Genomic DNA, 23,677 nt, shown 5'->3' with positions numbered 1-23,677 from the left:
TATATTTGCGATTTTCAGATAACTGTATATACTCACAGTTAAATGTACTGTATGGAAAACCAGTTGTATGCGCCCATTAACGAATCGCCAAGCTCAAATTCTCGAACTTATTAAAGTTTTTATTAAAGATACCGGTATGCCGCCAACCCGTGCTGAGATTGCGCAAACGTTAGGTTTTAAAAGTGCTAATGCAGCGGAAGAACATTTAAAGGCATTAGCGAAAAAGGGCGTTATTAAAATGAAGCCCGGTGCCAGTCGAGGTATTCAGTTAGTTGAAGAGGATGAGCCGGAACAACTTGGTTTACCTCTAATAGGCAGAGTTGCCGCTGGTGAGCCTATTTTGGCAGAGCAGCATGTTGAAAGTCATTGCAAAATAGATCCACTCTTGTTTAAACCGGCTGCTGATTTTTTACTGCGTGTGCAAGGCATGAGTATGAAAGACATTGGTATTATGGATGGCGATTTATTGGCTGTACACAGCACTCAAGTTGCTGAAAATGGCCAGGTGGTGGTTGCCCGTGTTGATGACGATGTAACAGTAAAACGCCTTGAAAAAGCAGGTAAAAAAGTTTTTTTACATGCTGAAAATGATGAATTTTCACCGATTGAAGTGGATCTTGAACATGAATCTTTCAATATTGAAGGGTTGGCTGTTGGGGTGATCCGCAACGCTGATTGGATGTAAATTTTTTGATCTATATTTTGCACCAAATTGGTGAAGTTTGGTGCATTTAATTTTTTACCGCTATAATGGCTAGATTTTATACTTAGCTATAGCGTCCTAAGCCCTATCAAATCTACTTACCAGCTACTTTTAGCCCTCTAATATTATCCCTAATTACAAAATAACGCGCTGATTTTTAGCTGTTATTTATGCACCAAAAAAGAATTTAATTGCTCTTAAAACTTGCTAATTGTTCATTTTTTAACTAATTGGTTAATACACTGTGTTAACAGCTACTTTAAAAGTCTAACAATTTTGCTCAATAGCATAATTTAGGGTTGCGTTAATATTCAGTAACAATAAAAAATAACGAATTGGCGCGAATAAAGCTGTGCCGCCTTTTCGCTTTGCGTTTTGCAATAGCATTTAAAGGAGCCGTCACATGGGTAAATTGAGCTCTACCTTGTGGCTTATATTGTTTGTTCTACCGCAGCAAGTATTGGCTAATAGCCAGTTTAATATGCGTAAGGGCGTAACAGATATAAGTAATGATGTTTATCAGCTGCACATGACAATATTTATTATATGTTGTGTGATTGGGGTCATCGTGTTCGCCGTGATGTTTTGGGCACTGATCCACCACCGTAAATCTAAAGGGGCAAAACCAGCCCAATTTCATGAAAGTACTAAAGTTGAAATCCTTTGGACGGCAATCCCGTTTGTGATTTTAATTGGTATGGCAATTCCTGCGACAAAAACTTTGATTGCAATGGAAGATGCTAGTAAAGCTGATCTCACCATTAAAATTACTGGTTCTCAATGGAAATGGCATTATGAGTACATGGGTGAAGATGTTGAGTTTTATTCAATGCTTGCTACACCTCAAGATGAAATAACTAATCTTGCAAATAAAAACCCTAATTACCTGCTTGAAGTTGATAAACCTTTGGTGTTGCCAATTAATCAAAAAGTACGATTTTTAATGACCTCAGACGACGTTATTCATTCTTGGTGGGTGCCTGATTTTGCAGTGAAAAAAGATGCTAACCCTGGGTTTATCAATGAAACTTGGACCAGAATTAATGAAGAGGGCATTTATCGAGGGCAATGTGCAGAACTATGCGGAAAGGATCATGGCTTTATGCCTGTGGTGGTTGAAGCTAAATCTGAGCAAGCATTTGCAAACTGGCTGAGCGAAGCTAAGCAGGCAAAAGCAAACGCTGCAATTGCTGATGCTGCCTTATTAGATCAAACATTACCAAAAGAAGAATTAATGACACTCGGCGAGCAAGTCTATATGGCCAGTTGCGCTGCGTGTCACCAACCAACAGGTATGGGCTTACCGGGGGTTTTCCCTGCGCTCAAAGGCAGTCCGGTAGTATTAGGAGATATTAAAGATCATATTGATGTCGTGCTTCATGGTCGCCCAGGTACCGCTATGCAAGCATTTGACAAGCAGTTATCAATCAAGCAGCTAGCAGCTGTGATCACCTATAAGCGTAATGCATGGGGCAATGACACTGGGGATGTAATTCAACCGAGTCAGATACAAGCCGCGATTGATGCAACTTCGGAGGCTAAATAATGAGTAGCGTAACAGAGCAACAACATGATCAAGCTGCACACCATGATGGACATCATCATCCTGCGAAAGGTTTTAAACGCTGGCTTTATACTACTAACCATAAAGATATCGGAAGTTTATATTTAATTTTTTCGTTGACGATGTTTTTAATTGGTGGCGCCATGGCGATGGTGATCCGCGCAGAGTTATTTCAACCTGGCTTACAGTTAGTAGAGCCTCACTTTTTTAATCAAATGACCACAGTACATGGCTTGATCATGGTCTTTGGTGCCGTTATGCCGGCCTTTACAGGATTGGCTAACTGGATGGTACCACTCATGATTGGCGCACCAGATATGGCATTACCACGGATGAATAATTGGAGCTTTTGGATTTTACCTTTTGCTTTTATTATTTTACTGGCATCCCTATTTATGCCAGGTGGTGGCCCGGCATTTGGCTGGACTTTTTATGCACCACTGTCAACAACTTACAGTAACGATAATACCGCATTATTTGTTTTTGCTATTCACATCATGGGTATTAGTTCAATTATGGGCGCAATCAATGTGATTGTAACTATCGTTAATTTACGTGCGCCAGGTATGACTTGGATGAAGCTGCCGCTGTTTGTGTGGACATGGCTTATCACCGCTTTTTTATTGATTGCTGTGATGCCGGTATTGGCCGGTGCTGTGACTATGGTATTGACTGATAAGTATTTTGCAACCAGCTTTTTTGATGCTGCTGGGGGCGGTGATCCGGTGATGTTCCAGCACATATTTTGGTTTTTTGGTCACCCTGAAGTGTACATTATGATACTGCCAGCCTTTGGCATTATCTCGACTATAGTGCCGACCTTTTCACGTAAAAAATTATTTGGTTATGCCTCTATGGTATATGCCACATCTTCGATTGCTTTACTGAGCTTTATAGTTTGGGCGCATCATATGTTTACCACAGGTATGCCTGTCGCTGGCGAATTATTTTTTATGTATGCCACTATGCTGATATCGGTGCCAACTGGGGTCAAAGTATTTAACTGGGTAGCCACCATGTGGCGTGGTTCGATTAGTTTTGAAGTGCCTATGTTATTTAGTATTGCGTTTATTGTGTTATTCACTTTAGGTGGTTTCTCTGGGTTGATGCTGGCGATTACTCCTGCTGATTTTCAATACCATGATACTTATTTTGTGGTGGCGCATTTTCATTATGTGTTAGTGACTGGGGCGATATTTTCAATTATGGCCGGGGCGTATTATTGGCTGCCAAAATGGACGGGAAATATGTTCAATATCACCTTGGCTAAATGGCATTTTTGGTTGTCGTTAGTGAGCGTGAATGTATTGTTTTTCCCTATGCACTTTGTTGGTTTGGCCGGTATGCCGCGCCGGATTCCTGACTACGCACTGCAATTTGCAGACTTTAACGCGATTATTAGTATTGGTGGCTTTGCTTTTGGTTTATCACAATTGTTATTTGTGGTTGTAGTATTTAAGTGTGCACGAGGCGGCGATAAAGTGCCCGCCAAAGTGTGGGATGGTGCTGAGGGTTTGGAATGGGAGGTGGCATCTCCTGCGCCTTATCATACTTTTGAAACGCCACCGGAGATTAAGTAATGAGTCATGCACCACTGCTTAAGCGCTTAGTTTTAATATGTCTTGGCATGTTCGCTTTTGCGTTTGCTTTGGTGCCGTTGTACGACGTTTTTTGTGATGTAACAGGCCTTAATGGTAAGCCTTCGTTAGAGCAAGCAAAGCAAAGTACGAGTGTTAATGAGGCACGAGAAATCGACGTAAGCTTCACAACTCATGCGCAAAGTGGAGCGCCATTTGAGGTGCAATCACATGAGTATAGTGTGCTAGTAAAGCCCGGAGCTATGCGCGAAGTGCTGTTTAGAGCAAAAAATACCAGTAATGAAGATAAAGTTATGCAAGCGGTACCGTCGGTGTCTCCAGGCAAAGCAGCTAAGTATTTGCATAAAATGGCTTGCTTTTGTTTCGATCAACAACCTTTAAAAGCAGGTGAAGAAGTGGAATTTAAACTGCTTTTTTATGTTGATACGCAATTACCTGAAGATGTTGAAGAGTTAACTTTGTCTTATACCGTGTTTGATATTAGCGGGCAGATAGTGGCTAGTAATTAGGTTGCCAAGCTAATAGCTAATTAGGAGCAAACAAAATGGATAAAAATTACGAAAAATATTATGTTCCCGCGCAAAGTCCGTGGCCAATAGTTGGCGCATTTGCGATGTTTTTTATTGCTGTTGGTGCAGGTCTTACCGTAATGCAAGCAAGCAGCGGCGGTGGTGCTGGCCATTATGTGCTTTACGCAGGAATTGGTGTGTTGCTGTTTATGCTATTTCGCTGGTTTAAAAATGTCATTGAAGAGTCTGATCAAGGCTTATATTCAGCGCAAATGGATCGCTCGTTTCGTCAAGGTATGAGCTGGTTTATTTTCTCTGAAGTAATGTTTTTTATGGCTTTTTTCGGTGCCCTTTTTTATGCCCGGATGATCTCTGTGCCTTGGCTTGGCGGCGCCGGAAATAATGCCATGACCAATGAGGTACTGTGGCCTACTTTTGAAGCAATCTGGCCATTAGTTATTACACCCGGTGGTGGTACGACACAGGCTATGGGTTGGCAGGGATTGCCGCTGATCAACACATTAATATTACTAACCTCGTCGGTTACCTTACATTTTGCTCATGTAGGCATGGAGAACAATAAGCGTGGGCCATTAAAAGTATTTATGGCACTGACAATCTTATTAGGGGTCTGTTTTTTAGGGCTGCAAGTCGTAGAGTATATGCATGCTTATCAGGATTTAGGACTGACCTTAGATGCTGGCGTATATGGCAATACTTTCTTTTTACTAACCGGCTTTCATGGCATGCATGTGACCTTAGGAACTATTTTATTATTAGTCATGCTGATCCGTATTTTAAAGGGCCACTTTAGCCCAGATAAACATTTTGCGTTTCAAGCCGCAGCTTGGTATTGGCATTTTGTTGATGTGGTGTGGTTGTGTTTATTTGTGTTTGTATATGTGCTGTAACTTTATCAATTGGTGATGAGTTACTGTGGATGAAACCTAGTTTAAGGGCTGCAATAACAATTACTAAGACGATAACAGAAAACAGCACACGACGGCCTAAATAGTGAGACATAGGCCGTCCATCTGTTTTACCCGATACCATAATAAATAAGGCACGGAACAAGTTAAAAAGTATAAATAGTAGCAACAGTACGATAATAATTTTAATAATCACTGGGTCACCTTTATGCAGTTAATTTTATGGCGTAAACAAAAGCTTAGCTCAATTATTACCATTTGCGTGGTAACCATTGTGGTATTGGTATGTTTACGCCTAGGGTATTGGCAATTACAGCGAGCTGAAAGTAAAACTGAGCAATTAACACAAATAGCAGCCCTGCAAAGTCAGGGAGTAATGAGCTGGCAGCAAATGCAGCAACTGCCTAGTGATTGGAATAAAACGGGCTTGCAGATAAGTATCTCTGGAGTGCTAGATACGCAGCAATATTGGTTGTTAGATAATCAAGTTTACCAAGGTCAGGTTGGCTACGATGTACTTACCTTGCTGCGTTTACAGCAAAGTAAGCAAACTCTGTTGGTGAATTTGGGTTGGGTTAAAGCACCACTTACTCGCCAGCAACTCCCTAGTATAAACCTACCATCGACTCCTTTGGCAATGACCGTGCAATTAAAGCAAGGAAAGCTCAGTGGCTTTACTTTGCAAGATGCACAACACAAGACGGATACAGCATGGCCCAAGCGCGTACAAATTATCGATTTAGCATTGTTTTCACAGCAAACAGGTCGCGACATGATTGACTTTATTGGTTATCGGCAAGGTATCGCGGATGAGATTGCTGCGCCGCATTACCAAGCTGTGGTGATGAGCCCCGAAAAACATCAAGCCTACGCAGTGCAATGGTTATTGATTGCGATTGCCTGCCTTGTTATTGCTGTATTTGCTTTTAAAAAGAAGGAATTACAATGAAAAACAATCCGTTATTAATATTTATTGGCTGTTGTTTAGTGCCTTTAATACTGGCGTATTTGGCGTTAAAGCTTGAGTGGATACCTAGTGCATCGAGTAATAAAGGGGAATTTTTAAAACAGGAAATAAAACTACAAGATTGGAAAAAAACGGAGCATAAACAATGGACTATTGCTTTAAATCACCCAGCACAATGCCAACAAGCTTGTGCACAGCAGTTACAAGCACTAGAGAACCTCTACATCGCTCTTGGTAAAAATCAAGGTAAAGTCGATGTCGCCATCCTTGGCCAGACACAGCAAAAAGAGCTGCCATGGCGTCAGTTACCTGAGGTTGATGTACTGCAACCAGCTAGTTTATATCTAATTGATCATATGGGCTTAGTGGTCTTGCAGTATCCTTACCATAGTGAGCCACAGCAAAACCGTTTGACTCAAAAAGGACTGTTAAAAGATTTAAAAAAATTACTTAACTATTCGCGTTCTAGCTAATTTAAGGAGTGCCAATTATGTATAAAAACTATAAACATTTGGTATTAGCCACTTTTATGTTATCGATCTTAGTTGTTGGCTTAGGGGCTTATACGCGCTTGAGTGATGCCGGATTGGGTTGTCCGGATTGGCCCGGTTGCTATGGCTTTTTGACGGTACCCAAGCATGAGGCTGATTTAGCCCATGTAGAGCAAACCTACCCAGATATGATGTTCGAAACCGCTAAAGCGTGGAAAGAAATGATCCATCGCTATTTTGCCGGCACGTTAGGTTTACTTATTTTAGCGTTATTTATATTGGCTTTATTAAAACGTCAATATCCAACCACGCCAATTAAATTACCCTTACTATTACTAATACTGGTGGTGTTTCAAGCGGCTTTAGGGATGTGGACCGTCACCATGAATTTACAGCCGCTGATTGTATTGGGGCACTTATTAGGTGGATTTAGTATTTTATCATTGGTTACATTATTGTATTTACGGCTAACGGCAAAACCAATTTTTGGCGGCGACGCCCCAGCTCGGCGTTACTTTAAACTTAGTCTAGTCGCATTAGTGGTGTTGGTATTGCAAATAGCGCTAGGCGGTTGGCTTGCTGCTAATTATGCGGCGCCGCACTGCAATGGCTTGCCATTGTGTAGTTACGGACAGCCGTTTTCATTGAGTAGTGTATTTCAGTTGCCATTAGAGCAAAGTACTTATGAATATGGTGTACTTTCACAGCAGGCTAGAATGTCGATCCATTTATTACATCGAATGTGGGCGTTAGTTACCTGTGTAGTATTAGCGCTGATCATGTGGCGCATTTATAGCCGTGCTGTGTCGAGAAAAATAAAGCATTGTACAGTCTCCGTATTGGTCGCGTTGCTGTGTCAAATTTGTTTGGGCTTGGCGGTTGTGCACTGGCATTTCCCGCTCGGCGTTGCGCTGGCACATAATTTAATGGCTGCCATACTATTGTTAACAGTCGTTCGTTTATGTTTTTACTTAAAAGCACGTACATAGGGGCAGTTATGACACCGTTAATAGCAATAACAAAGTTAGCACCTAGCCAAATTAGCGGCTTAATAAATGATTATTTAGCGATCAGTAAATTTAAAGTAGTCGCGATGTTGGTATTAACAGCATGGGTTGGTTTAGCGCTGGCACCCGATGTTGGTCGTGGTATTGGCGTACAGTTTATTAGTTTACTGGGGATTGGCTTGTTATCCGCAGCAGCTGCGGTGATCAATCATGTGGTTGATAGCGAAATAGATAGCAAAATGGCACGTACACGCCATCGGCCAGTGGCGAAGGGGCGGTTATCTAAACTGCATGCTTTAAGTTTTGCCGCTGTTATTGGGGTGAGTGGTTTCATTATGTTGATGATCTGGGCTAATACTTTAACCGCTGTATTAACCTTATTTGCGTTAGTTGGTTATGCGTTTATTTATACCTCCTTTTTAAAGCGTGCAACGCCACAAAATATTGTTATAGGAGGGCTGGCCGGTGCCATGCCGCCGTTGTTAGGGTGGGTATCAGAAACCGGGCATATGGCAGCTGCTCCTTGGTTATTAGTGATGATCATATTTACTTGGACTCCGCCGCACTTTTGGGCGCTGGCAATTGCTCGCAAAAGTGATTACGAACGCGCTAAGATCCCCATGTTGCCAGTCACTCATGGTATTGATTTTTGTAAAACCTGTGTAGTTGCATACTCTATTTTATTGGCCTTGGTATGTGTATTGCCTTATTTAATTGGTATGTCGGGGCTCATTTATTTAATTGCTGCGACACTACTTAATGGGATTTTCATCTATAAAGCGGTAAAACTAAAAATAGCGGAGAATGACGATACGGCAATGGATTTATTCCGTTTTTCAATTATTCATTTAATGATACTCTTTGTCGCCTTATTTATAGATAAATGGTTCGTTATATGAATAGCTTAGCAGTTAAGCGTGGGGCAAGAGTGTGGTTGGTGTTAAGTTTATTGCTGTTAACAGCTTGTAGTGACAGCGCTATGCCTGACGTTGAAGCTTTGGTATATGAACAAGCCAAACCTTTGAGTGATTTTACTTTACAAGATCAAAATGCTCAGCCAGTAACTAAGCAAACATTGCAAGGTCAATGGAATTTAGTGTTTTTAGGTTATACCAGTTGGCCAAATATTTGCCCTCTGACATTAGCTAAACTCAATGGCGTTTATAAAGCGTTGAAAGATGAATACCCATTGGAAATTTGGTTTTTAGCGGTCGATCCAAAACGCGATACAGTCGCTAAACGCAAAGCCTACATTGATTATTTTAATCCTGATTTTTTAGCGGTCTCAGGGGAACATAAAGATCTATTTCCACTAGTTAGAGAGTTAGGTTTGATTTACGCAATTAGTAATAGTGATGAGCAAGAATATGCCGTTGACCATAGTGCTTCAATTGCGATGGTTGACCCTCAAGGAGCGGTAAGAGCCATATTTAAACCTGAATTTAAACAAGGCAGTGTGCCATTAATTAATGCTAAATTATTAATAACTGAGTTTAAACAGATTGCGGATCATTATTAATAGAATAAGTATATTTTAATTATTTTCGAGGAGCGTTTAGCTCCTTTTTTGTTTTTCTTTTATCCCCTGTAAATAATTTCACTCTTTTTTCAACGCATTTATGGCATTTTTACTAACTCAGTCTAAGCTTTTGTTATGAATTGGTTAAACATGGAAAGTGCGAACAATATGATGAAGCTTCCCGCTGAACTAGCAATCACCCAAGTTGAAAACTTACACCAAGATTTATTACAAGAATTACACCGCAATGATGATGTTTGTTTAGACATTAGTGAAGTTGTGCGCGTAGATACTGCCTCTATTCAACTATTGTGTGCTCTGCAAAAGCACTTGCTGTGCGTACATCACAAAATTATTTGGGTTGGGCAAAGTGAGCCTTTAAAAAATGCCATTAGTCGCTTAGGCCTAAGTGAATATCTGATACTTGAAAATGTAGATTAAGGGGTTCATATGAAAAGAATTTTAGCCGTGGATGATTCGGCATCAATGCGTCAAATGGTGAGTTTTACACTGAAAAAGGCGGGTTTTGATGTCACTGAGGCAAAGGACGGAAGTGAAGCACTTAGCATCGCAAAACAACAAGGTTTTGATGCTGTGATTTCCGATGTCAACATGCCAGTGATGGATGGTATTACTTTGATCAGGGAGTTACGCACCTTACCAAACTATAAATTTACGCCATTGCTAATGCTAACAACAGAATCAGGAATGGACAAAAAAGTAGAAGGGAAAGCTGCTGGTGCAACAGGCTGGATAGTTAAACCTTTTAATCCTGAACAGTTATTAGCGGTTTTAAAAAAAGTAATTCGCTAATCTAGGGGACGGGGTATGAGTATAGATTTAAGTCAATTTTTTGAAGTCTTCTTTGAGGAAAGTTTTGAAGGCTTAGATGCGATGGAAGCTGAGTTATTAAACTTAGTACCTGGCGAAGAAGATTTAGAAACAATCAATACCATTTTTCGTGCTGCGCACTCTATCAAAGGCGGCAGTGGTACATTTGGTTTTAACTCTGTGTCTGACTTTACTCATGTGCTAGAAACCCTATTAGATCAAATTCGTGAGGGGAAACGAGAGCTTACCGCAGAGCATGTTAACCTATTACTTAAATCTGTTGATTGCTTGCGGGAGTTACTTCGTGGCTTACAAGCAGAGCAAGAACCTAATTTAGAAGAAGCAATTGCACTGAGAATTAAGTTTGAACAGATTTTAGGAGTAAACCAAGCCGAACAAAATAAACTGGAAGTCACTGCTAGCCCCGCTCAACTTGCGCTAAACACCTATCAGATTGATTTTAAACCACATCATCATTTATTTAAAACAGGCAATGAGCCACTTTATATGATCAGTGAGTTGGCTGAATTGGGCGATTTAGAGACTCAAGCTTTCAATAATGAGATCCCTGACATTGCTGATTTAAGTCCCGACGATTGTTTTTTATCTTGGCGATTCTTTTTAAACACAGCAAAAGATGAGAGTGCGATTCGAGAAATATTTGAGTGGGTTGAAGATGATGCTGATATTACCATCGCGTTGTGTGGCGGCTTATTTGCTGATGATGATGCGCAAATTACAACACCTGATGTAATTGAGGAAAACTCTAATTCAACTTCAGCCCCAGCAGTTGTCAATGTTGCTGCGGTTAAGCCAATAAAAAAAGGTACTGCGGTCAAAGCAAGCACTCCAGCTGCAGAATCTACTTCAATCAGAGTAGGCATAGATAAAGTTGACTCATTGATCAATATGGTTGGAGAGCTGGTTATCACTCAAGCGATGTTGAGCCAAATTGGTCAACAAGAGATCACCGAAGCGACGATCGCCTCTTTGCAGGAAGGTTTAGCGCAATTGGCTCATAATACTCGTGATTTACAAGAAAATGTAATGCGTATCCGAATGCTGCCAATCAGCTTTGTATTTAGTCGTTTTCCGCGTTTGGTGCGAGATATTTCGCAAAAACTGAATAAGCAAGTTGAGCTAAAACTGTTAGGTGAACAGACCGAGCTTGATAAAACCGTAATGGAAAAAATATCAGATCCTATGGTGCACTTAGTACGAAATTCGCTGGATCATGGGCTAGAAACGGTTGAACAGCGCCTTGCTGCAGGTAAAGACCCAGTCGGTACAGTCACACTTAATGCATTTCACCAAGGTGGCAATATTGTTATAGAGATCATGGATGACGGACAAGGCCTTAATACTGTAAAGATTAAACAAAAAGCGGTTGCTAATGGGCTCGTAAGCGAAGCTGATGAGTTAGATGATGATGAAATTAATGAGCTCATTTTTATGCCCGGTTTTTCAACCGCAGATGAGGTAAGTGACATATCCGGACGTGGTGTTGGTATGGATGTGGTCAGGCGTAATATCCAATCACTTAATGGCTCGGTTGAAGTGTCATCTGCTGCAGGTGTTGGGTCTACCTTTACTATTCGCTTGCCACTTACTCTGGCTATTTTAGATGGTCAGTTAGTGAGGGTTGCAAAGCACACCTATATTATTCCATTAATATCTATTGTTGAATCATTACAAATTGATATCAATAAAGTCAGTCGAGTGGGTAAAGACTTAGACGTACTTAGACTGCGTGATGAATACATTCCTATCTTGCGTTTATACAGTATTTTCAATCATCAAGGTGCGATAGAAGCGCTTGATAAAACCTTGTTAGTGGTAGTTGAAAGCGATAATCAAAAAATTGGTTTGTTAGTTGATGATTTATTGTCACAGCAACAAGTAGTGATTAAAAGTTTAGAAGCTAATTACCAAAAAGTAGATGGCGTGTCAGGTGCCACTATATTAGGGGATGGTCGGGTTTCGTTGATTGTCGATATCAGCGGCTTAATTAAATTATCAGGATTAAGAAAACCCGGTAGCCAAGAATTGATTATTGAATCGCAAGCTAACTTGGAGGCTTCATGATCTCTGCGCACAGCGAATTAAATAACAAAATAATGCTTGAACAGGGCCAAGGAGTTAAGCAGTTTTTAACCTTTATTATGGCTGATGAAGAATACGGTGTTGATATTTTAACTGTTCAAGAAATTCGTAGTTGGGAGGAGATCACCGAGATCCCGAATGCCCCAGATTATGTAAAAGGGGTGATTAATCTACGTGGCACCATAGTACCTATTTTAGATCTTAGATTACGGTTTGGCTTAGCGACGATTGACTATGGACCGTTAACAGTGGTGATCGTAGTGAAAGTAATTTTTGAGCAAAATAGCAAGATTATGGGAATGGTAGTCGATGCCGTATCTGATGTTTACAGTATTGTAGAGCAAGATGCGAAGGCGGTGCCTAACTTTAGCGGCTCAGAGAATGCTGAATTTATCGCAGGGTTAGTGAATGTCGGTGAGAAGATGGTCGCGTTATTGGACCTGCAAAAAACAATGGATATTTAGCCAAATACTAAATATAGCAAATGGTGATCAACAAGAAGGTGATGGGCATGGGGTGGTTTAGTAATTCTAAAAAATCAAATAATGATTTAATCGTTACGGCATTAAATAAGTCACTTGCGGTGATTGAGTTTGAGCCTAGCGGCATAATTATTACGGCGAATAATAACTTTTTAGATGTAATGGGTTACCCCTTAGAAGAAATTCAGGGCCAGCATCATTCAATATTTGTATCTAAAAAAGAAGCTCAGAGCAGTGAATATAAAAGCTTTTGGCAAAGCTTGAAAGGCGGAGAGTTTATTGCTGATGAGTTTAAGCGGATCAGTAAAAGTGGCAAAGAAGTGTGGATCCAAGCAACTTATAACCCCGTTAAGGATGAGCATGGAAATGTTATAAAAGTTGTGAAATTTGCCAGTGATATTTCGGCGCAAAAGATGGTCGCTGTTGAAGCTGCGGAGCAAATTGCTGCTATTAGTAAATCTCAAGCGGTGATTGAGTTTGATTTAGATGGCAGCGTGTTGACCGCGAATGACAACTTTTTGCAGACATTTGGTTATCAGTTAGAGGAAATAGTCGGACGGCATCATCGTATATTTATTGAGCCTGAGGTTGCTAAAAGTGAGCAATACCAACTGTTTTGGCAAAAATTAGGCCGTGGTGAATTTGACTCCGGTGAGTATTTACGTATTGCTAAAGATGGCAGTGAAGTATGGATCCAAGCATCTTATAATCCAATATTTGATCTCAGTGGCAAACCTTATAAGGTGGTTAAATATGCGACAGACATCACAGCTCAAAAAGAATTAGAAAAAGAATCAAAAAGGGATGCTGATCTATCGAGCGCATTAACGATCTGCCAGGCGAGTGTGATGATGGCAGACAATGATTTACAGATAGTGTTTGCTAATAATCAACTAAAACAAATGCTCCAAGCCAGACAAGGTGAGCTGCAGAGTGTACTAGGTGATTTTTCCGTCAATAGTATAGTGGGCTCAAGTATTACGGCATTTTTTGAAAATACAGCACAGCAGGCTCAGTTGTATACAAACTTGACCGACTCTATTGAATCAAAACTAGAAATTGCATCGTTAATTTTTAATATTATTGCGACCCCTTGGTTTAATAAAGAAGGTAAACGATTAGGAACTATAATTGAGTGGCAAGATTTAACCGAAAGTATTAAAAAAGCGACTGCTGAAAAACGTGCTGCTGAAGAAAATCTTAGGGTGCGTCAAGCCCTGGATCGAGTTGCAACAAATACCATGATTGCAAATACTAAAAACGATATTATTTATATGAATGAAGCAGTGCAAAATATGATGCGCAACGCTGAGCAAGATTTACGTCGCGATTTACCTAATTTTGATAGTAGCCAGTTATTAGGGCAAAACATTGATGTATTTCATAAAAATCCAGCGCATCAACGCAATCTGTTAAGCAAGCTAACCGATACTTACAGTGCAGAGATACTGGTTGGCGGGCGCACTTTTGGTTTAGTTGCTAACCCTATTTTTAACTCAGAAAATGAACGAATCGGCACTGTGGTGGAGTGGGAAGATCGAACAGCCGAAGTCGCAATAGAAAAAGAAATTGCTGACTTAGTCAGCTCTGCACGCAAAGGTAATCTAGACGCTCGTGTTACAGAGCAAGGTAAGGGCGGTTTCTTTTTACGTTTAGCTAAAGGTCTAAATGGTTTAATTGGTATTGTTGATGATGCTGTCACCGGTACTGCTAATATGCTTGATGCGATGGCCAATGGTGATTTATCAAAACGGATAGAGCAAGAGTATCAGGGGTCGTTTGAAAAACTCAAGCGTGATGCCAATACCACGGCTGATAAATTAACGGAAGTCATTAATCGTATTAATACCTCGGCAACCTTAGTGGCAAGTGGGGCAGAGGAAATATCTCAAGGCAACGCTGATCTAAGCCAGCGTACAGAAGAGCAGGCCTCATCGCTTGAAGAAACAGCATCTAGCATGGAGGAAATGACCAGTACAGTACGTCAAAATGCTGATAATGCAAAAGTGGTTAATGAATTAGCAGAAGAAACGCGCGACAAAGCGCAGCAAGGGGGCGAAGTTGTTAATCGCGCGGTGATCAGCATGTCGGCAATTAATGAGTCGAGTAAAAAAATTGCCGATATTATTAGCGTGATTGACGAGATTGCCTTTCAAACTAATTTATTAGCTCTTAATGCCGCTGTTGAAGCTGCTAGAGCTGGTGAACAAGGGCGTGGCTTTGCTGTCGTTGCCGGCGAAGTGCGTAATCTAGCGCAGCGTTCCGCGGGGGCTGCAAAAGAAATTAAAGAGTTGATCAGAGATAGCGTTGGTAAAGTTGAAGATGGCACTTTATTAGTTAATGAATCAGGAGCCACTTTAAAAGAAATTGTTATTGCAGTACAAAAAGTAACTGAAATGATATCTGATATTGCAGCAGCATCCGAAGAGCAAAGTTCAGGTATTGAGCAAGTCAACAAAGCTATTTCGCAAATGGATGAAATGACCCAGCAAAATGCGGCCTTAGTTGAGCAAGCATCCGCGGCCAGCGAGTCAATGTCAGAGCAAGCGAATGATATGACCCGGTTACTGAACTTTTTTACTATAAGTCAGCAAGACGCTGTAATTAATACTGCATCAGTAACTCCTACTACCGCGCCACCACGTAGTAATAATATCCGTAGTAAAGCGCGAGGTAATAACTTTGCTAATTCAGCTGATGAATGGGAGGAATTTTAACGTTTTTTGCAATCGCATTACTAGTTAAGCCTCTGTACTTTGAAAAATCCAGAGTCTTAACTTTTAGCAATTTTGTTAATATTCAATCGCAGCTCAGTCACGCCTATTGCGAGTAATTGTAATGAAAGAGTTTTTACTAACCGACCATGATTTCAAGCAAATAGCTGCAATAGTTTATGACGCGTGTGGCATTGTATTAGGTGATCATAAACGAGAAATGGTCTATTCACGTCTTGCTCGTCGGCTCAGAACATTGCAGCTGACAAATTTTAAACAGTATTTAGCTTATTTAGAGGCACATAAAGAGCAAGAATTTAGTGATTTTATCAATGCAATAACAACTAATCTGACTTCTTTTTTTCGTGAATCACATCATTTTGATTATTTGCAATCCCATGTAATACCAAAGTTATTAGTGACAAATAAAAGTACTCGGCGAGTTCGGATATGGTCTGCAGGTTGTTCAACTGGGGAAGAGCCCTATTCTTTAGCTATGACCTTACATGGGTTATTTCCAGCCGATTGGGATGTGAAAATTTTAGCCACTGATTTGGATTCAAACGTATTAGCTAAAGCACAATCAGGTACCTACACTGCGGCTAATGTGAATGGACTTGAACAACATCAATTACAGCGCTGGTTTTTAAAAACTAAAGATGGTGAGTTATTCAAAGTTAAACCTGAATTACAGCAAAAAATTCATTTTAAGCGGTTGAATTTATTACAAGACTGGCCAATGAAAGGGCCTTTTGATGTGATCTTTTGTCGTAATGTGGTGATTTATTTTGATAAAGAAACAAAAGATCAGCTATTCCACCGTTATTGTCATATTTTAGCTGATCATGGATACCTATTATTAGGTCATTCTGAAACCATGGGAAAGGAGCATAGTGAGTTTAAAAACTTAGGTAAAACTATGTATCAGAAGGTGATTTATGGATAGTCATTTTAAGCCAGTATTACATGGCTTTGAGCATATTAAGCGGTTTTGGGACTCAGGTCAGCGGCAAGTTATTGCTAAAGTATTGCCCGGTGAATTTTACGTGTCAAAAAACGATGAGATGATTTCCACTGTGCTAGGTTCATGTATTGCAGCTTGCATTTATGATGACAAGCTTGGTGTGGGTGGCATGAATCACTTTATGTTACCGATTGAAAAAGGCGCAGAGCCAACTAGTGCGCATAACTTAAATTGTCGTTATGGTAACTGGGCGATGGAGTTTTTAATTAATGAAGTACTTAAAAATGGCGCCTCTAGGCAAAATCTAAAAATAAAACTGTTTGGCGGCGGTAAAATTATTCGCTCGATGACAGATATTGGCCTTGGTAATATTCGCTTTGCTTACTCTTATGTGCAAGAAGAAGGGCTAGAATTAGTGTCTCATGATGTGGGGGGGCCTTGGCCGCGTAAGGTCAATTTTAACCCTCAAACAGGCAAAGCACAGGTTAAAAAATTGCGCGACATGCACACTGATGTGATTGAAAAACGCGAAGTCCGTTATTTACACGATATTGAAGAACAAGATTCTAAAACCGATATTGAGTTATTTTAAGGGGTAAAAAATGGTCAAGGTGTTAGTGATTGATGACTCGCCATTGATTCGACGAGTATTGACGGAGGTACTACACCAGGCTGATGATATTCAGGTCGTAGGGTGTGCAGAAGACCCTTATCAAGCACGAGAAATGATTAAACAGCTTAATCCCGATGTGCTGACTTTAGATATTGAAATGCCGAAAATGGATGGTATTAGTTTTTTGAAAAACCTAATGCGTCTACGGCCTATGCCTGTGGTAATGATATCAACGCTCACCCAAAAAGGTTCACCGATAACTTTGGAGGCGCTGGAATTAGGGGCAGTTGATTTTATAGCTAAGCCGACAGTCAATGTATCTGAGCAATTAAGCCAGTATGCTAAATTAGTGCAACAAAAGGTCCGTACGGCAGCGGCGGCACGAGTACGGCCTTTTAAATTAAGCCAAGTACAACCTATCGAAACGTTAAGTAATGCACAGTTTAGTATCAATAAGGTTTTGGCGATTGGAGCTTCAACAGGAGGAACAGAGGCGATTAAAGAGGTGCTAATAAGAATGCCAGAAAACTGCCCTCCGATCGTTATCACGCAGCATATTCCACCTGTGTTTAGCAGTTCATTTGCTTTGCGCATGGATAGAACATGCACTATCAATGTCAAAGAGGCGCAGCAAGGCGATAAGTTAAAAGCTGGCTGGGCGTTTATCGCCCCGGGTGGTCAACACTTAAGCGTTATACAGCAAGGAGGCAGCTTATATTGTCAGCTTGATGAGAGCGAGCCGGTTAACCGTCATCGTCCTGCGGTTGATGTATTGTTTAACTCGCTGGTTAAAGTGTGCCCTAAAAATACCATAGCAGCTTTATTAACGGGTATGGGGAGCGATGGTGCGCAAGGTTTACTGGCGCTAAAACAGCATGGTGCTTATACCGTAGCGCAAGATGAACTATCGTCAGTGGTATGGGGCATGCCTAAAGCCGCTGTAGAGATCGGAGCAGCTTTAGCGGTGGTCTCGCTTGATAAAGTGACGCAGCATCTACTAAACCAAGCAATGAAAAAGTAGTCACCTTATAAACTTGAGCTGATTATCCCGGGCTCAGGTTGATAATTATCAAGGGATTATATTTTTACTGCACAATTACCCACGGTTGTGAAAACCAATAATAGCTATTCTTATGAGCAATTGATGGCGCTGTGCAGTTAAATCGTGATCGCCCTTGAGCTAAATTTTTCGGTGAATTTATGGTCACAGTATCAGCTGCTGACCAGTCTAGTTTTGCCTGACCGATGCCCGATACATAACAAGCTAGCTGACTTTTATGAAAGTCTCCCATATTAAATTTAATGCTGATCTGAGGTGGATTTTGGCTGGTCACGCTATCAATATAAGTAAGCTCTTGGATTGAAAATGCGCGAGAGTTTAGTTTGGTCACTAGCGTATCAAGCTTGCTATAAAACCCAGAAGCCGGAAAGCGTGGTAAACGGCTAAAATCAGAGTCTTTGTTGATGGCACCAGAGTGTTGGCCAATACCAATAAAGCCCAACTCTTTCACTAAACTTTGTAATTGGTTATTAAACTCGCCATATGGATATGCTAAGTATTTATAGTCATGGCCAATTTCTTCTTTGATCCGTTGTTGTGATGACAAAATATCTTGCTTAATACGCGCCTGCCATTGTTGGGGTGTTTCATCGGCTAATTTACGATGTAGGTAATCATGTTGTGCGCTGTGATTGCTGATCAGAGCACCTTTTTTGGCAAGTTCTCTGAGTTTATTCCAGCCCATTACATAGCCTTTACCTTCATCAATCAATTTTGGATTAACGAAAATCGTATAGGGGTAAGCAAACTTTTCTAATATCGGCGCTGCTTGTTCATAATTATTGTTGTAACCATCATCAAAGGTAATAGCGACGGTTTTATCTGGTAAACTTTGGCCTTGTTGTAAAGCAGATAGTAATTCATTCAGTGGCACTACGTTAAAGTCATGCTGTTTTAGATAGTTTAAATGCTCAGTGAAGGTTTCTGCACTGACACTGGTGACTGCTGGCAGGGTCTCACTGACATGGTGATACTGTAAAATAACTGCGCTGTGAGCAGGTAAAGATAGACAAAAGAGGATCGATAGCAGACTGTGAAAAAATTTCTTAATCGTCATAAAGCACACCATAAAAGCTTGCTGTTGTTAGCTGGTCCAATGATATTATCAAATATAACCGTGCCACTGTTAGGAATAGTTGATACTGCAGTAATAGGGCATCTTGGTAGTGCTCATTTTCTTGCCGGAATTGCCTTGGGCGCCACGGTAATTTCATTGCTATTTTGGTTGGCGGGCTTTTTACGCATGAGTACCACAGGGCTGGTTGCGCAAGCTTATGGCAAGAAAGATTATCCTCAATTAGCCGGATTATTAAAGCGCAGTTTAGTATTAGCGCTTATCGTGGCATTTTCTTTAATTGCTTTATCGCCACTTATTAAAAATGCCATAGCTTACCTTTCTGGTTCCAGTGCGCAGGTGCTCGCACAAGCTTATAGTTATTTTGAAATTCGTATTTATAGTGCACCTGCGGCATTATGTAACTTGGTATTATTAGCTTGGATGTTAGGGATTCATTACGGTAAAGGGCCTTTTTATTTATTACTAGTTACTAATATCACCAACATTGTTTTAGATATTTATTTTGTTGTGTACTTAGATTGGCAAGTCGCCGGAGCTGCTTGGGCATCGTTGATTGCCGATTATACCGCGCTATTATTTGCATTATTCTTGGTTTTTAGGTTAGCGAAAAAAATGACTGTGCCGCTATTTTTAGGTGGGTGGTTTAGCCGAGATAAAATGTGGGCGTTATTAAGTATTAACCGTGATATTTTTATTCGCTCCTTAATTTTACAACTGTGTTTTAGCTTTATGACCTTCTATGGTGCACGCATTGGCGAGGTAACGCTTGCGGTAAATGCTGTATTACTGAACTTTTTAATGCTAGTGAGCTTTGCTCTTGATGGTATTGCCTATGCAAGTGAAGCAAAAGTTGGCCAAGCAAAAGGTCAACATAGCGTACGGCGTATAAACTTATGGGTAAAAATAAGCGTATTTTGGGGAATGCTATTTGCTTTTTGTTATAGCGTGTTTTTTGCATTGTTTGGTTCGCAAATTATTACCTTATTAACAGATATTCCTGAAGTGATCAAAGCCGCCAATGAATACTTACCATGGTTGATTTTTATGCCATTAGCGGCAATGAGTTGCTTTTTGTTTGATGGTATTTTTGTTGGCCTAACCAGAGCTCAAGATATGCGAAATACCATGCTAATTTCAGCATTAGTTGGATTCTTTGGCGTGTTTTGGGTGTTTAATGCTTGGCAAAATCATGCGCTTTGGTTAGCAATGACCTGCTTTATGCTACTGCGTGGCATTACATTGGTCGTACGTTATAAGCAGTTGCAAACAGCGCAGCAGTTACTGAATTAATAGAAATAGCAATAAATCTAAAGTTCACTTATAACTTTGGATTTATTGTGCTAAAACGGCGTCGTTAAGCACTGTTTATTTTAACTTCGATTCGCATCTTGGGATGGCTTGGATATATGACTGAACTTTATCATTGGTTTGATTTAATTGGCATCGCCGTATTTGCCATGTCAGGCACTTTAATTGCCTATGATAAAAAAATGGATGGCTTTGGAGTCGTGGTACTGGCGACGGTCACCGCGATAGGTGGTGGCACAATTCGAGATTTGATTTTAGATGTTCCGGTATTTTGGTTACACGACCAAAGTTATTTTATCGCGATATTTGCGTCTGTCTTTGTTACCACGCGATTGATCAATAAGCAAAAATCAATTCCTTTATATCATTTACAAGTTGCAGATGCGTTTGGTTTAGCGTTCTTTGCTGTAATGGGGGCGCAAAAAGCATTGCTCGCGGGGATGCCAGCTACAACCGCAATTATTATGGGAGTGATCACCGGTTGCTTTGGCGGAGTAACGCGAGATGTGTTGGCAGGCAATATTCCTATGCTATTAAAAGGTGAGCTATATGCAATTACTTGTATTGCTGGTGGTATTGTTTATACCCAAGCAATTGTATTGAACATTGAGACAGAGATAGCGATGGTGTTAGCGATGTTAACCACCTTGCTGTTACGCCTTGCAGCAATGAAATGGCAACTAACACTACATATTTTTAAATATCCTGACTAGACTGTAAAGAACAGAACGTTACAGGGACAAAGGATGTCATTAGCTCGAATTTATTCTCGTGCCCAAGTGGGTATTCAAGCACCTGAAGTGATCGTTGAGGTGCATCTAGGTAATGGTTTACCAGCATTTCATATTGTAGGTTTGCCCGAAGCCTCAGTAAAAGAAGCCAAAGATCGTGTACGCAGCGCATTAGAAAACTCTAAATTTGGTTTTCCAGACCAACGCATTACAGTCAATTTAGCACCTGCTGATTTACCCAAAGAGGGGGGGCGTTTTGATTTAGCGATTGCGGTTGGTATTCTCATCGCTTCAGAGCAAATTGTTTGCACTGATATTGAACGCTATGAATTTTATGGTGAGCTGGCACTGAATGGCGAAGTGCGTGGCGTGAATGCAATACTCCCATCAGTTTTAGCAGCTAAAGCACAAGGGCGTTGTTGTTTTTTACCTTTAGTAAATGACAGTTTAGCGAGTTTAGTAAATGGCGTTGAGCGCAAAGCGGTCTCTTCTATCCAAGAAGTATGGAGTGATTTACTCAATCAGCAGCCTTTACCTCTTAATATTAGCTACCCAGAACAGCAACATAGCGGTGTTGAATTCTTAATTGATTTAAGTGATGTAAAAGGCCAGCCGGGCGCGAAAAGGGTGTTAGAAATCGCTGCGGCGGGTGGCCATAATTTACTTTTTTTGGGGCCACCTGGTACGGGGAAGTCAATGCTCGCGCAACGTATGCCGACTATTATGCCGGGCATGTCTGATGATGAGGCACTTTCCACCGCAGCGTTGTATTCAATTATTGGCCAAAGTGTCGATCTAACTAACTGGCGCAAGCGACCATTTCGTAATCCTCATCACACATGCTCCGCTGTGGCGCTAGTCGGAGGCTCTTCAAACCCAAAACCAGGGGAGATTTCACTGGCACATAATGGCGTATTATTTCTTGACGAACTACCTGAGTTTGAACGTAAGGTGCTTGACTCATTACGCGAGCCAATGGAGACAGGCACTGTAACGATTTCAAGAGCGGCAAGGCAAATGGAGTTTCCTGCACAGTTTCAATTAATTGCGGCTCTTAATCCAAGTCCTACGGGTTGCCATAATGATAAGCGCGCGACTCCGGATCAAGTTATGCGTTATTTATCGCGAGTGTCAGGACCATTTATTGACCGTATTGATTTACAAATAGAGCTACCACGTTTAAACAGTGCGCAATTGCAAAGCACTCAAGAAGAACAAAGTAGTGCGACTGTGCGCACGCGGGTGGAGGCGGCATATAATCTGCAATTGCGTCGCCAAGGTAAAGTCAATGCGCGACTTAATAATAAAGAAATGAGTGTGTATTGCGCGCTTGCAGCGCCAGAGTTACAGTTTTTAGCTAAAGCCAGTGAAAAGCTATCATTATCGCCACGCTCTTATCATCGAGTGATCAAAGTAGCGCGAACTATTAGTGATCTAAAAGGGCAAGATAATATTAGTTTAGATGAACTAAAAGAGGCACTCAATTATCGTGCATTTGAACGTTTGTTATCACAATTAACCCAGTATTAGTGGTTAGATTGCATTAAATTGACAGCATGTAGCCTTTACCGCGTACCGTAACGATGCGTTTTTGGTCTTTTTCATCGCTCAGTTTTTTACGTAAGCGACCAATTAAAACATCAACAGTTCTGTCATTTGGACTCCAATCTGGCTGGCCAATTTCTTCTGATATTTTTTCACGAGACGTGGCTTTTCCTGCGTTTGAGATCAAACAAATTAACACTTTATGTTCCGCTTCAGTGAGCCTAGATTCAATGCCATTAGCAGTGATTAAAGTGCGGTTGTCTGGATGCAGTTTGAAGTCAGCATATTCAATAAATTCTTCGCTTTCATCGCTACTGTTATTATTGCTTTTTAAGCGCTTATAAAGTGCTCTTATACGCAGTTCAAGCTCTAATAAATCAACAGGTTTACAAATATAGTCATCAGCGCCTTGAGCAAGTCCGGCAATACGATCGGCTTGAGAATCTCGGCTTGAAAGCATGATCACACCAATGTCTGTGAGGGTGTTGAGTTCTTTTGCTAAATGTAAGCCATCACGTTTAGGTAATACTATGTCAATAATTGCTAATGATATGGCATCATAATTATTAGCGCGAGATTGCACTATAGCTAAGGCATCAGCGCCAGTTGCATCATTCTCAATGCAAAATTCAGTCTCTGCAAAATGATTGATTATGCGTTTAACTAATAGTTCGTCATCTTCAACCAATAAAACATGAATAGTCATAGTATCTTAATTACCTTTAATGATGCCTCTATGTTATCACTCATTCGTAAAAGGTGAGAAGGGCGATTTTTAGTATTTATGCACTATTTAGGTGATTATTTAATTATTATCAACAGGTAAACATACTAGGCTAAGGGATCCCCAAAAATAATTATTAAGTTTCAATTACATCACTCACATCCATATTTTTCCAATCGATTTGCACTACTACCTGTACGAAATAGGCTAGTCCTTCCAAATAATCTCGCCGTCGCA

General features: G+C 40.7%; 24 protein-coding genes. 21 read left to right on the top strand and 3 right to left on the bottom strand.

Features of this window, described 5'->3' with window-relative positions; all coding sequences use genetic code 11:
- Positions 1–67 precede the first annotated feature (67 nt).
- The 5 genes from lexA to H5232_RS09670 all read left to right on the top strand — a co-directional run bounded on the left by lexA (position 68) and on the right by H5232_RS09670 (position 5,285).
- Positions 68–685: a transcriptional repressor LexA gene (gene lexA, locus H5232_RS09690; RefSeq protein ID WP_145237778.1), complete on the top strand. Its 618-nt coding sequence runs from the start codon at positions 68–70 to the stop codon at positions 683–685.
- Positions 686–1,106: 421 nt separating this feature from the next.
- Positions 1,107–2,249: a cytochrome c oxidase subunit II gene (gene coxB / locus H5232_RS09685; protein ID WP_145237781.1), complete on the top strand. Its 1,143-nt coding sequence runs from the start codon at positions 1,107–1,109 to the stop codon at positions 2,247–2,249.
- Positions 2,249–3,847: a cytochrome c oxidase subunit I gene (gene ctaD, locus H5232_RS09680; RefSeq protein ID WP_145237784.1), complete on the top strand. Its 1,599-nt coding sequence runs from the start codon at positions 2,249–2,251 to the stop codon at positions 3,845–3,847. The genes coxB and ctaD overlap by 1 nt, the downstream gene beginning before the upstream one ends.
- Positions 3,847–4,374 carry a cytochrome c oxidase assembly protein gene (locus H5232_RS09675; RefSeq protein ID WP_182830827.1) on the top strand — a complete coding sequence of 176 codons (528 nt, stop codon included), beginning with the start codon at positions 3,847–3,849 and terminating at the stop codon, positions 4,372–4,374. Before ctaD ends, H5232_RS09675 begins: the two co-directional genes overlap by 1 nt.
- Positions 4,375–4,409: 35 nt before the next feature.
- Positions 4,410–5,285, top strand: coding sequence for a cytochrome c oxidase subunit 3 (locus H5232_RS09670; protein ID WP_182830826.1), 876 nt, complete (start codon positions 4,410–4,412; stop codon positions 5,283–5,285).
- Here H5232_RS09670 and H5232_RS24620 read toward each other — a convergent pair.
- A complete protein-coding gene (locus H5232_RS24620; RefSeq protein ID WP_149980424.1) occupies positions 5,185–5,499 on the bottom strand; it encodes a DUF2909 domain-containing protein in 315 nt (104 codons plus the stop codon). The two genes, H5232_RS09670 and H5232_RS24620, sit on opposite strands and share 101 nt — an antisense overlap.
- A gap of 12 nt (positions 5,500–5,511) precedes the next feature.
- Between H5232_RS24620 and H5232_RS09660 the strand changes: the two genes are divergently transcribed.
- From H5232_RS09660 to H5232_RS09600, 13 genes are all read left to right on the top strand, one after another.
- Positions 5,512–6,252 (top strand): SURF1 family protein, encoded by a 741-nt coding sequence (locus H5232_RS09660; protein ID WP_145237798.1) that lies wholly within the window; start codon positions 5,512–5,514, stop codon positions 6,250–6,252.
- Positions 6,249–6,743, top strand: coding sequence for a transmembrane cytochrome oxidase associated protein (locus tag H5232_RS09655; RefSeq protein ID WP_182718545.1), 495 nt, complete (start codon positions 6,249–6,251; stop codon positions 6,741–6,743). The genes H5232_RS09660 and H5232_RS09655 overlap by 4 nt, the downstream gene beginning before the upstream one ends.
- 17 nt (positions 6,744–6,760) lie before the next feature.
- Entirely contained in the window at positions 6,761–7,750 is a 990-nt protein-coding gene (locus H5232_RS09650; protein ID WP_145237805.1) for a heme A synthase, read from the top strand.
- 8 nt (positions 7,751–7,758) lie between these two features.
- Complete coding sequence (cyoE, locus tag H5232_RS09645; protein WP_182830825.1) at positions 7,759–8,667, top strand: heme o synthase; 909 nt, start codon at positions 7,759–7,761, stop codon at positions 8,665–8,667.
- Positions 8,664–9,287, top strand: coding sequence for an SCO family protein (locus H5232_RS09640; RefSeq protein ID WP_182830824.1), 624 nt, complete (start codon positions 8,664–8,666; stop codon positions 9,285–9,287). Before cyoE ends, H5232_RS09640 begins: the two co-directional genes overlap by 4 nt.
- 168 nt (positions 9,288–9,455) lie before the next feature.
- Positions 9,456–9,728 carry a lipid asymmetry maintenance protein MlaB gene (locus H5232_RS09635; protein ID WP_149980677.1) on the top strand — a complete coding sequence of 91 codons (273 nt, stop codon included), beginning with the start codon at positions 9,456–9,458 and terminating at the stop codon, positions 9,726–9,728.
- 9 nt (positions 9,729–9,737) lie between these two features.
- A complete protein-coding gene (locus H5232_RS09630; protein ID WP_145237813.1) occupies positions 9,738–10,100 on the top strand; it encodes a response regulator in 363 nt (120 codons plus the stop codon).
- A gap of 15 nt (positions 10,101–10,115) precedes the next feature.
- Positions 10,116–12,203: a chemotaxis protein CheA gene (locus tag H5232_RS09625; RefSeq protein WP_182718549.1), complete on the top strand. Its 2,088-nt coding sequence runs from the start codon at positions 10,116–10,118 to the stop codon at positions 12,201–12,203.
- Positions 12,200–12,685 (top strand): chemotaxis protein CheW, encoded by a 486-nt coding sequence (locus H5232_RS09620; RefSeq protein WP_182830823.1) that lies wholly within the window; start codon positions 12,200–12,202, stop codon positions 12,683–12,685. Before H5232_RS09625 ends, H5232_RS09620 begins: the two co-directional genes overlap by 4 nt.
- Positions 12,686–12,732: 47 nt before the next feature.
- The gene (locus H5232_RS09615) at positions 12,733–15,420 is read left to right on the top strand and encodes a methyl-accepting chemotaxis protein (RefSeq protein WP_182718550.1); all 2,688 of its coding nucleotides are present in this window, start codon (positions 12,733–12,735) and stop codon (positions 15,418–15,420) included.
- 121 nt (positions 15,421–15,541) lie between these two features.
- Positions 15,542–16,363: a protein-glutamate O-methyltransferase CheR gene (locus H5232_RS09610; RefSeq protein ID WP_182718551.1), complete on the top strand. Its 822-nt coding sequence runs from the start codon at positions 15,542–15,544 to the stop codon at positions 16,361–16,363.
- A complete protein-coding gene (gene cheD, locus H5232_RS09605; protein ID WP_182718552.1) occupies positions 16,356–16,973 on the top strand; it encodes a chemoreceptor glutamine deamidase CheD in 618 nt (205 codons plus the stop codon). Before H5232_RS09610 ends, cheD begins: the two co-directional genes overlap by 8 nt.
- A gap of 10 nt (positions 16,974–16,983) precedes the next feature.
- A complete protein-coding gene (locus H5232_RS09600) occupies positions 16,984–18,015 on the top strand; it encodes a chemotaxis response regulator protein-glutamate methylesterase (RefSeq protein WP_149980432.1) in 1,032 nt (343 codons plus the stop codon).
- 64 nt (positions 18,016–18,079) lie between these two features.
- On the opposite strand, the gene H5232_RS09595 is transcribed toward H5232_RS09600, so the two are convergent.
- On the bottom strand, positions 18,080–19,111 hold the full coding sequence (locus H5232_RS09595; protein WP_182739921.1) for a polysaccharide deacetylase family protein: 1,032 nt from the start codon (positions 19,109–19,111) through the stop codon (positions 18,080–18,082).
- On the opposite strand from H5232_RS09595, the gene dinF reads away from it, so the two are divergent.
- The 3 genes from dinF to H5232_RS09580 all read left to right on the top strand — a co-directional run bounded on the left by dinF (position 19,088) and on the right by H5232_RS09580 (position 22,701).
- Positions 19,088–20,422, top strand: a complete 1,335-nt coding sequence (dinF, locus tag H5232_RS09590) for an MATE family efflux transporter DinF (RefSeq protein ID WP_182830822.1) — start codon at positions 19,088–19,090, stop codon at positions 20,420–20,422. The two genes, H5232_RS09595 and dinF, sit on opposite strands and share 24 nt — an antisense overlap.
- Before the next feature lie 116 nt (positions 20,423–20,538).
- Positions 20,539–21,153: a trimeric intracellular cation channel family protein gene (locus H5232_RS09585; protein WP_145237840.1), complete on the top strand. Its 615-nt coding sequence runs from the start codon at positions 20,539–20,541 to the stop codon at positions 21,151–21,153.
- A 33-nt stretch (positions 21,154–21,186) separates the two neighbouring features.
- On the top strand, positions 21,187–22,701 hold the full coding sequence (locus H5232_RS09580; RefSeq protein ID WP_182718556.1) for a YifB family Mg chelatase-like AAA ATPase: 1,515 nt from the start codon (positions 21,187–21,189) through the stop codon (positions 22,699–22,701).
- Between the two features lie 13 nt (positions 22,702–22,714).
- Here the strand turns inward: H5232_RS09580 and H5232_RS09575 are convergent, their stop codons facing one another.
- Positions 22,715–23,422: a response regulator transcription factor gene (locus tag H5232_RS09575; protein WP_149980436.1), complete on the bottom strand. Its 708-nt coding sequence runs from the start codon at positions 23,420–23,422 to the stop codon at positions 22,715–22,717.
- Between the last annotated feature and the right edge of the window lie 255 nt (positions 23,423–23,677).

Source organism: Pseudoalteromonas sp. SG41-5 (genome assembly GCF_014164495.1).
GTDB classification, from domain to species: Bacteria; Pseudomonadota; Gammaproteobacteria; order Enterobacterales; family Alteromonadaceae; genus Pseudoalteromonas; species Pseudoalteromonas rhizosphaerae.
Note: the sequence above shows the minus strand (reverse complement) of the source record. Positions and strands in the feature narration are given on the sequence as shown.

Bases quoted from the DNA above. Each gene is read 5' to 3' on its own strand.
- H5232_RS09620 (WP_182830823.1), top strand. From the start codon at position 12,200: ATGATCTCTGCGCACAGCGAATTAAATAACAAAATAATGCTTGAACAG.
- H5232_RS09615 (WP_182718550.1), top strand. From the start codon at position 12,733: ATGGGGTGGTTTAGTAATTCTAAAAAATCAAATAATGATTTAATCGTT.
- H5232_RS09675 (WP_182830827.1), top strand. From the start codon at position 3,847: ATGAGTCATGCACCACTGCTTAAGCGCTTAGTTTTAATATGTCTTGGC.
- H5232_RS09580 (WP_182718556.1), top strand. From the start codon at position 21,187: ATGTCATTAGCTCGAATTTATTCTCGTGCCCAAGTGGGTATTCAAGCA.
- H5232_RS09600 (WP_149980432.1), top strand. From the start codon at position 16,984: ATGGTCAAGGTGTTAGTGATTGATGACTCGCCATTGATTCGACGAGTA.
- H5232_RS09635 (WP_149980677.1), top strand. From the start codon at position 9,456: ATGATGAAGCTTCCCGCTGAACTAGCAATCACCCAAGTTGAAAACTTA.
- H5232_RS09650 (WP_145237805.1), top strand. From the start codon at position 6,761: ATGTATAAAAACTATAAACATTTGGTATTAGCCACTTTTATGTTATCG.
- H5232_RS09670 (WP_182830826.1), top strand. From the start codon at position 4,410: ATGGATAAAAATTACGAAAAATATTATGTTCCCGCGCAAAGTCCGTGG.
- lexA (WP_145237778.1), top strand. From the start codon at position 68: ATGCGCCCATTAACGAATCGCCAAGCTCAAATTCTCGAACTTATTAAA.
- coxB (WP_145237781.1), top strand. From the start codon at position 1,107: ATGGGTAAATTGAGCTCTACCTTGTGGCTTATATTGTTTGTTCTACCG.
- H5232_RS09660 (WP_145237798.1), top strand. From the start codon at position 5,512: ATGCAGTTAATTTTATGGCGTAAACAAAAGCTTAGCTCAATTATTACC.
- H5232_RS09640 (WP_182830824.1), top strand. From the start codon at position 8,664: ATGAATAGCTTAGCAGTTAAGCGTGGGGCAAGAGTGTGGTTGGTGTTA.
- cyoE (WP_182830825.1), top strand. From the start codon at position 7,759: ATGACACCGTTAATAGCAATAACAAAGTTAGCACCTAGCCAAATTAGC.
- cheD (WP_182718552.1), top strand. From the start codon at position 16,356: ATGGATAGTCATTTTAAGCCAGTATTACATGGCTTTGAGCATATTAAG.
- H5232_RS09610 (WP_182718551.1), top strand. From the start codon at position 15,542: ATGAAAGAGTTTTTACTAACCGACCATGATTTCAAGCAAATAGCTGCA.
- H5232_RS09655 (WP_182718545.1), top strand. From the start codon at position 6,249: ATGAAAAACAATCCGTTATTAATATTTATTGGCTGTTGTTTAGTGCCT.
- ctaD (WP_145237784.1), top strand. From the start codon at position 2,249: ATGAGTAGCGTAACAGAGCAACAACATGATCAAGCTGCACACCATGAT.
- H5232_RS09630 (WP_145237813.1), top strand. From the start codon at position 9,738: ATGAAAAGAATTTTAGCCGTGGATGATTCGGCATCAATGCGTCAAATG.
- H5232_RS09575 (WP_149980436.1), bottom strand. From the start codon at position 23,422: ATGACTATTCATGTTTTATTGGTTGAAGATGACGAACTATTAGTTAAA.
- H5232_RS09585 (WP_145237840.1), top strand. From the start codon at position 20,539: ATGACTGAACTTTATCATTGGTTTGATTTAATTGGCATCGCCGTATTT.
- H5232_RS09595 (WP_182739921.1), bottom strand. From the start codon at position 19,111: ATGACGATTAAGAAATTTTTTCACAGTCTGCTATCGATCCTCTTTTGT.
- H5232_RS09625 (WP_182718549.1), top strand. From the start codon at position 10,116: ATGAGTATAGATTTAAGTCAATTTTTTGAAGTCTTCTTTGAGGAAAGT.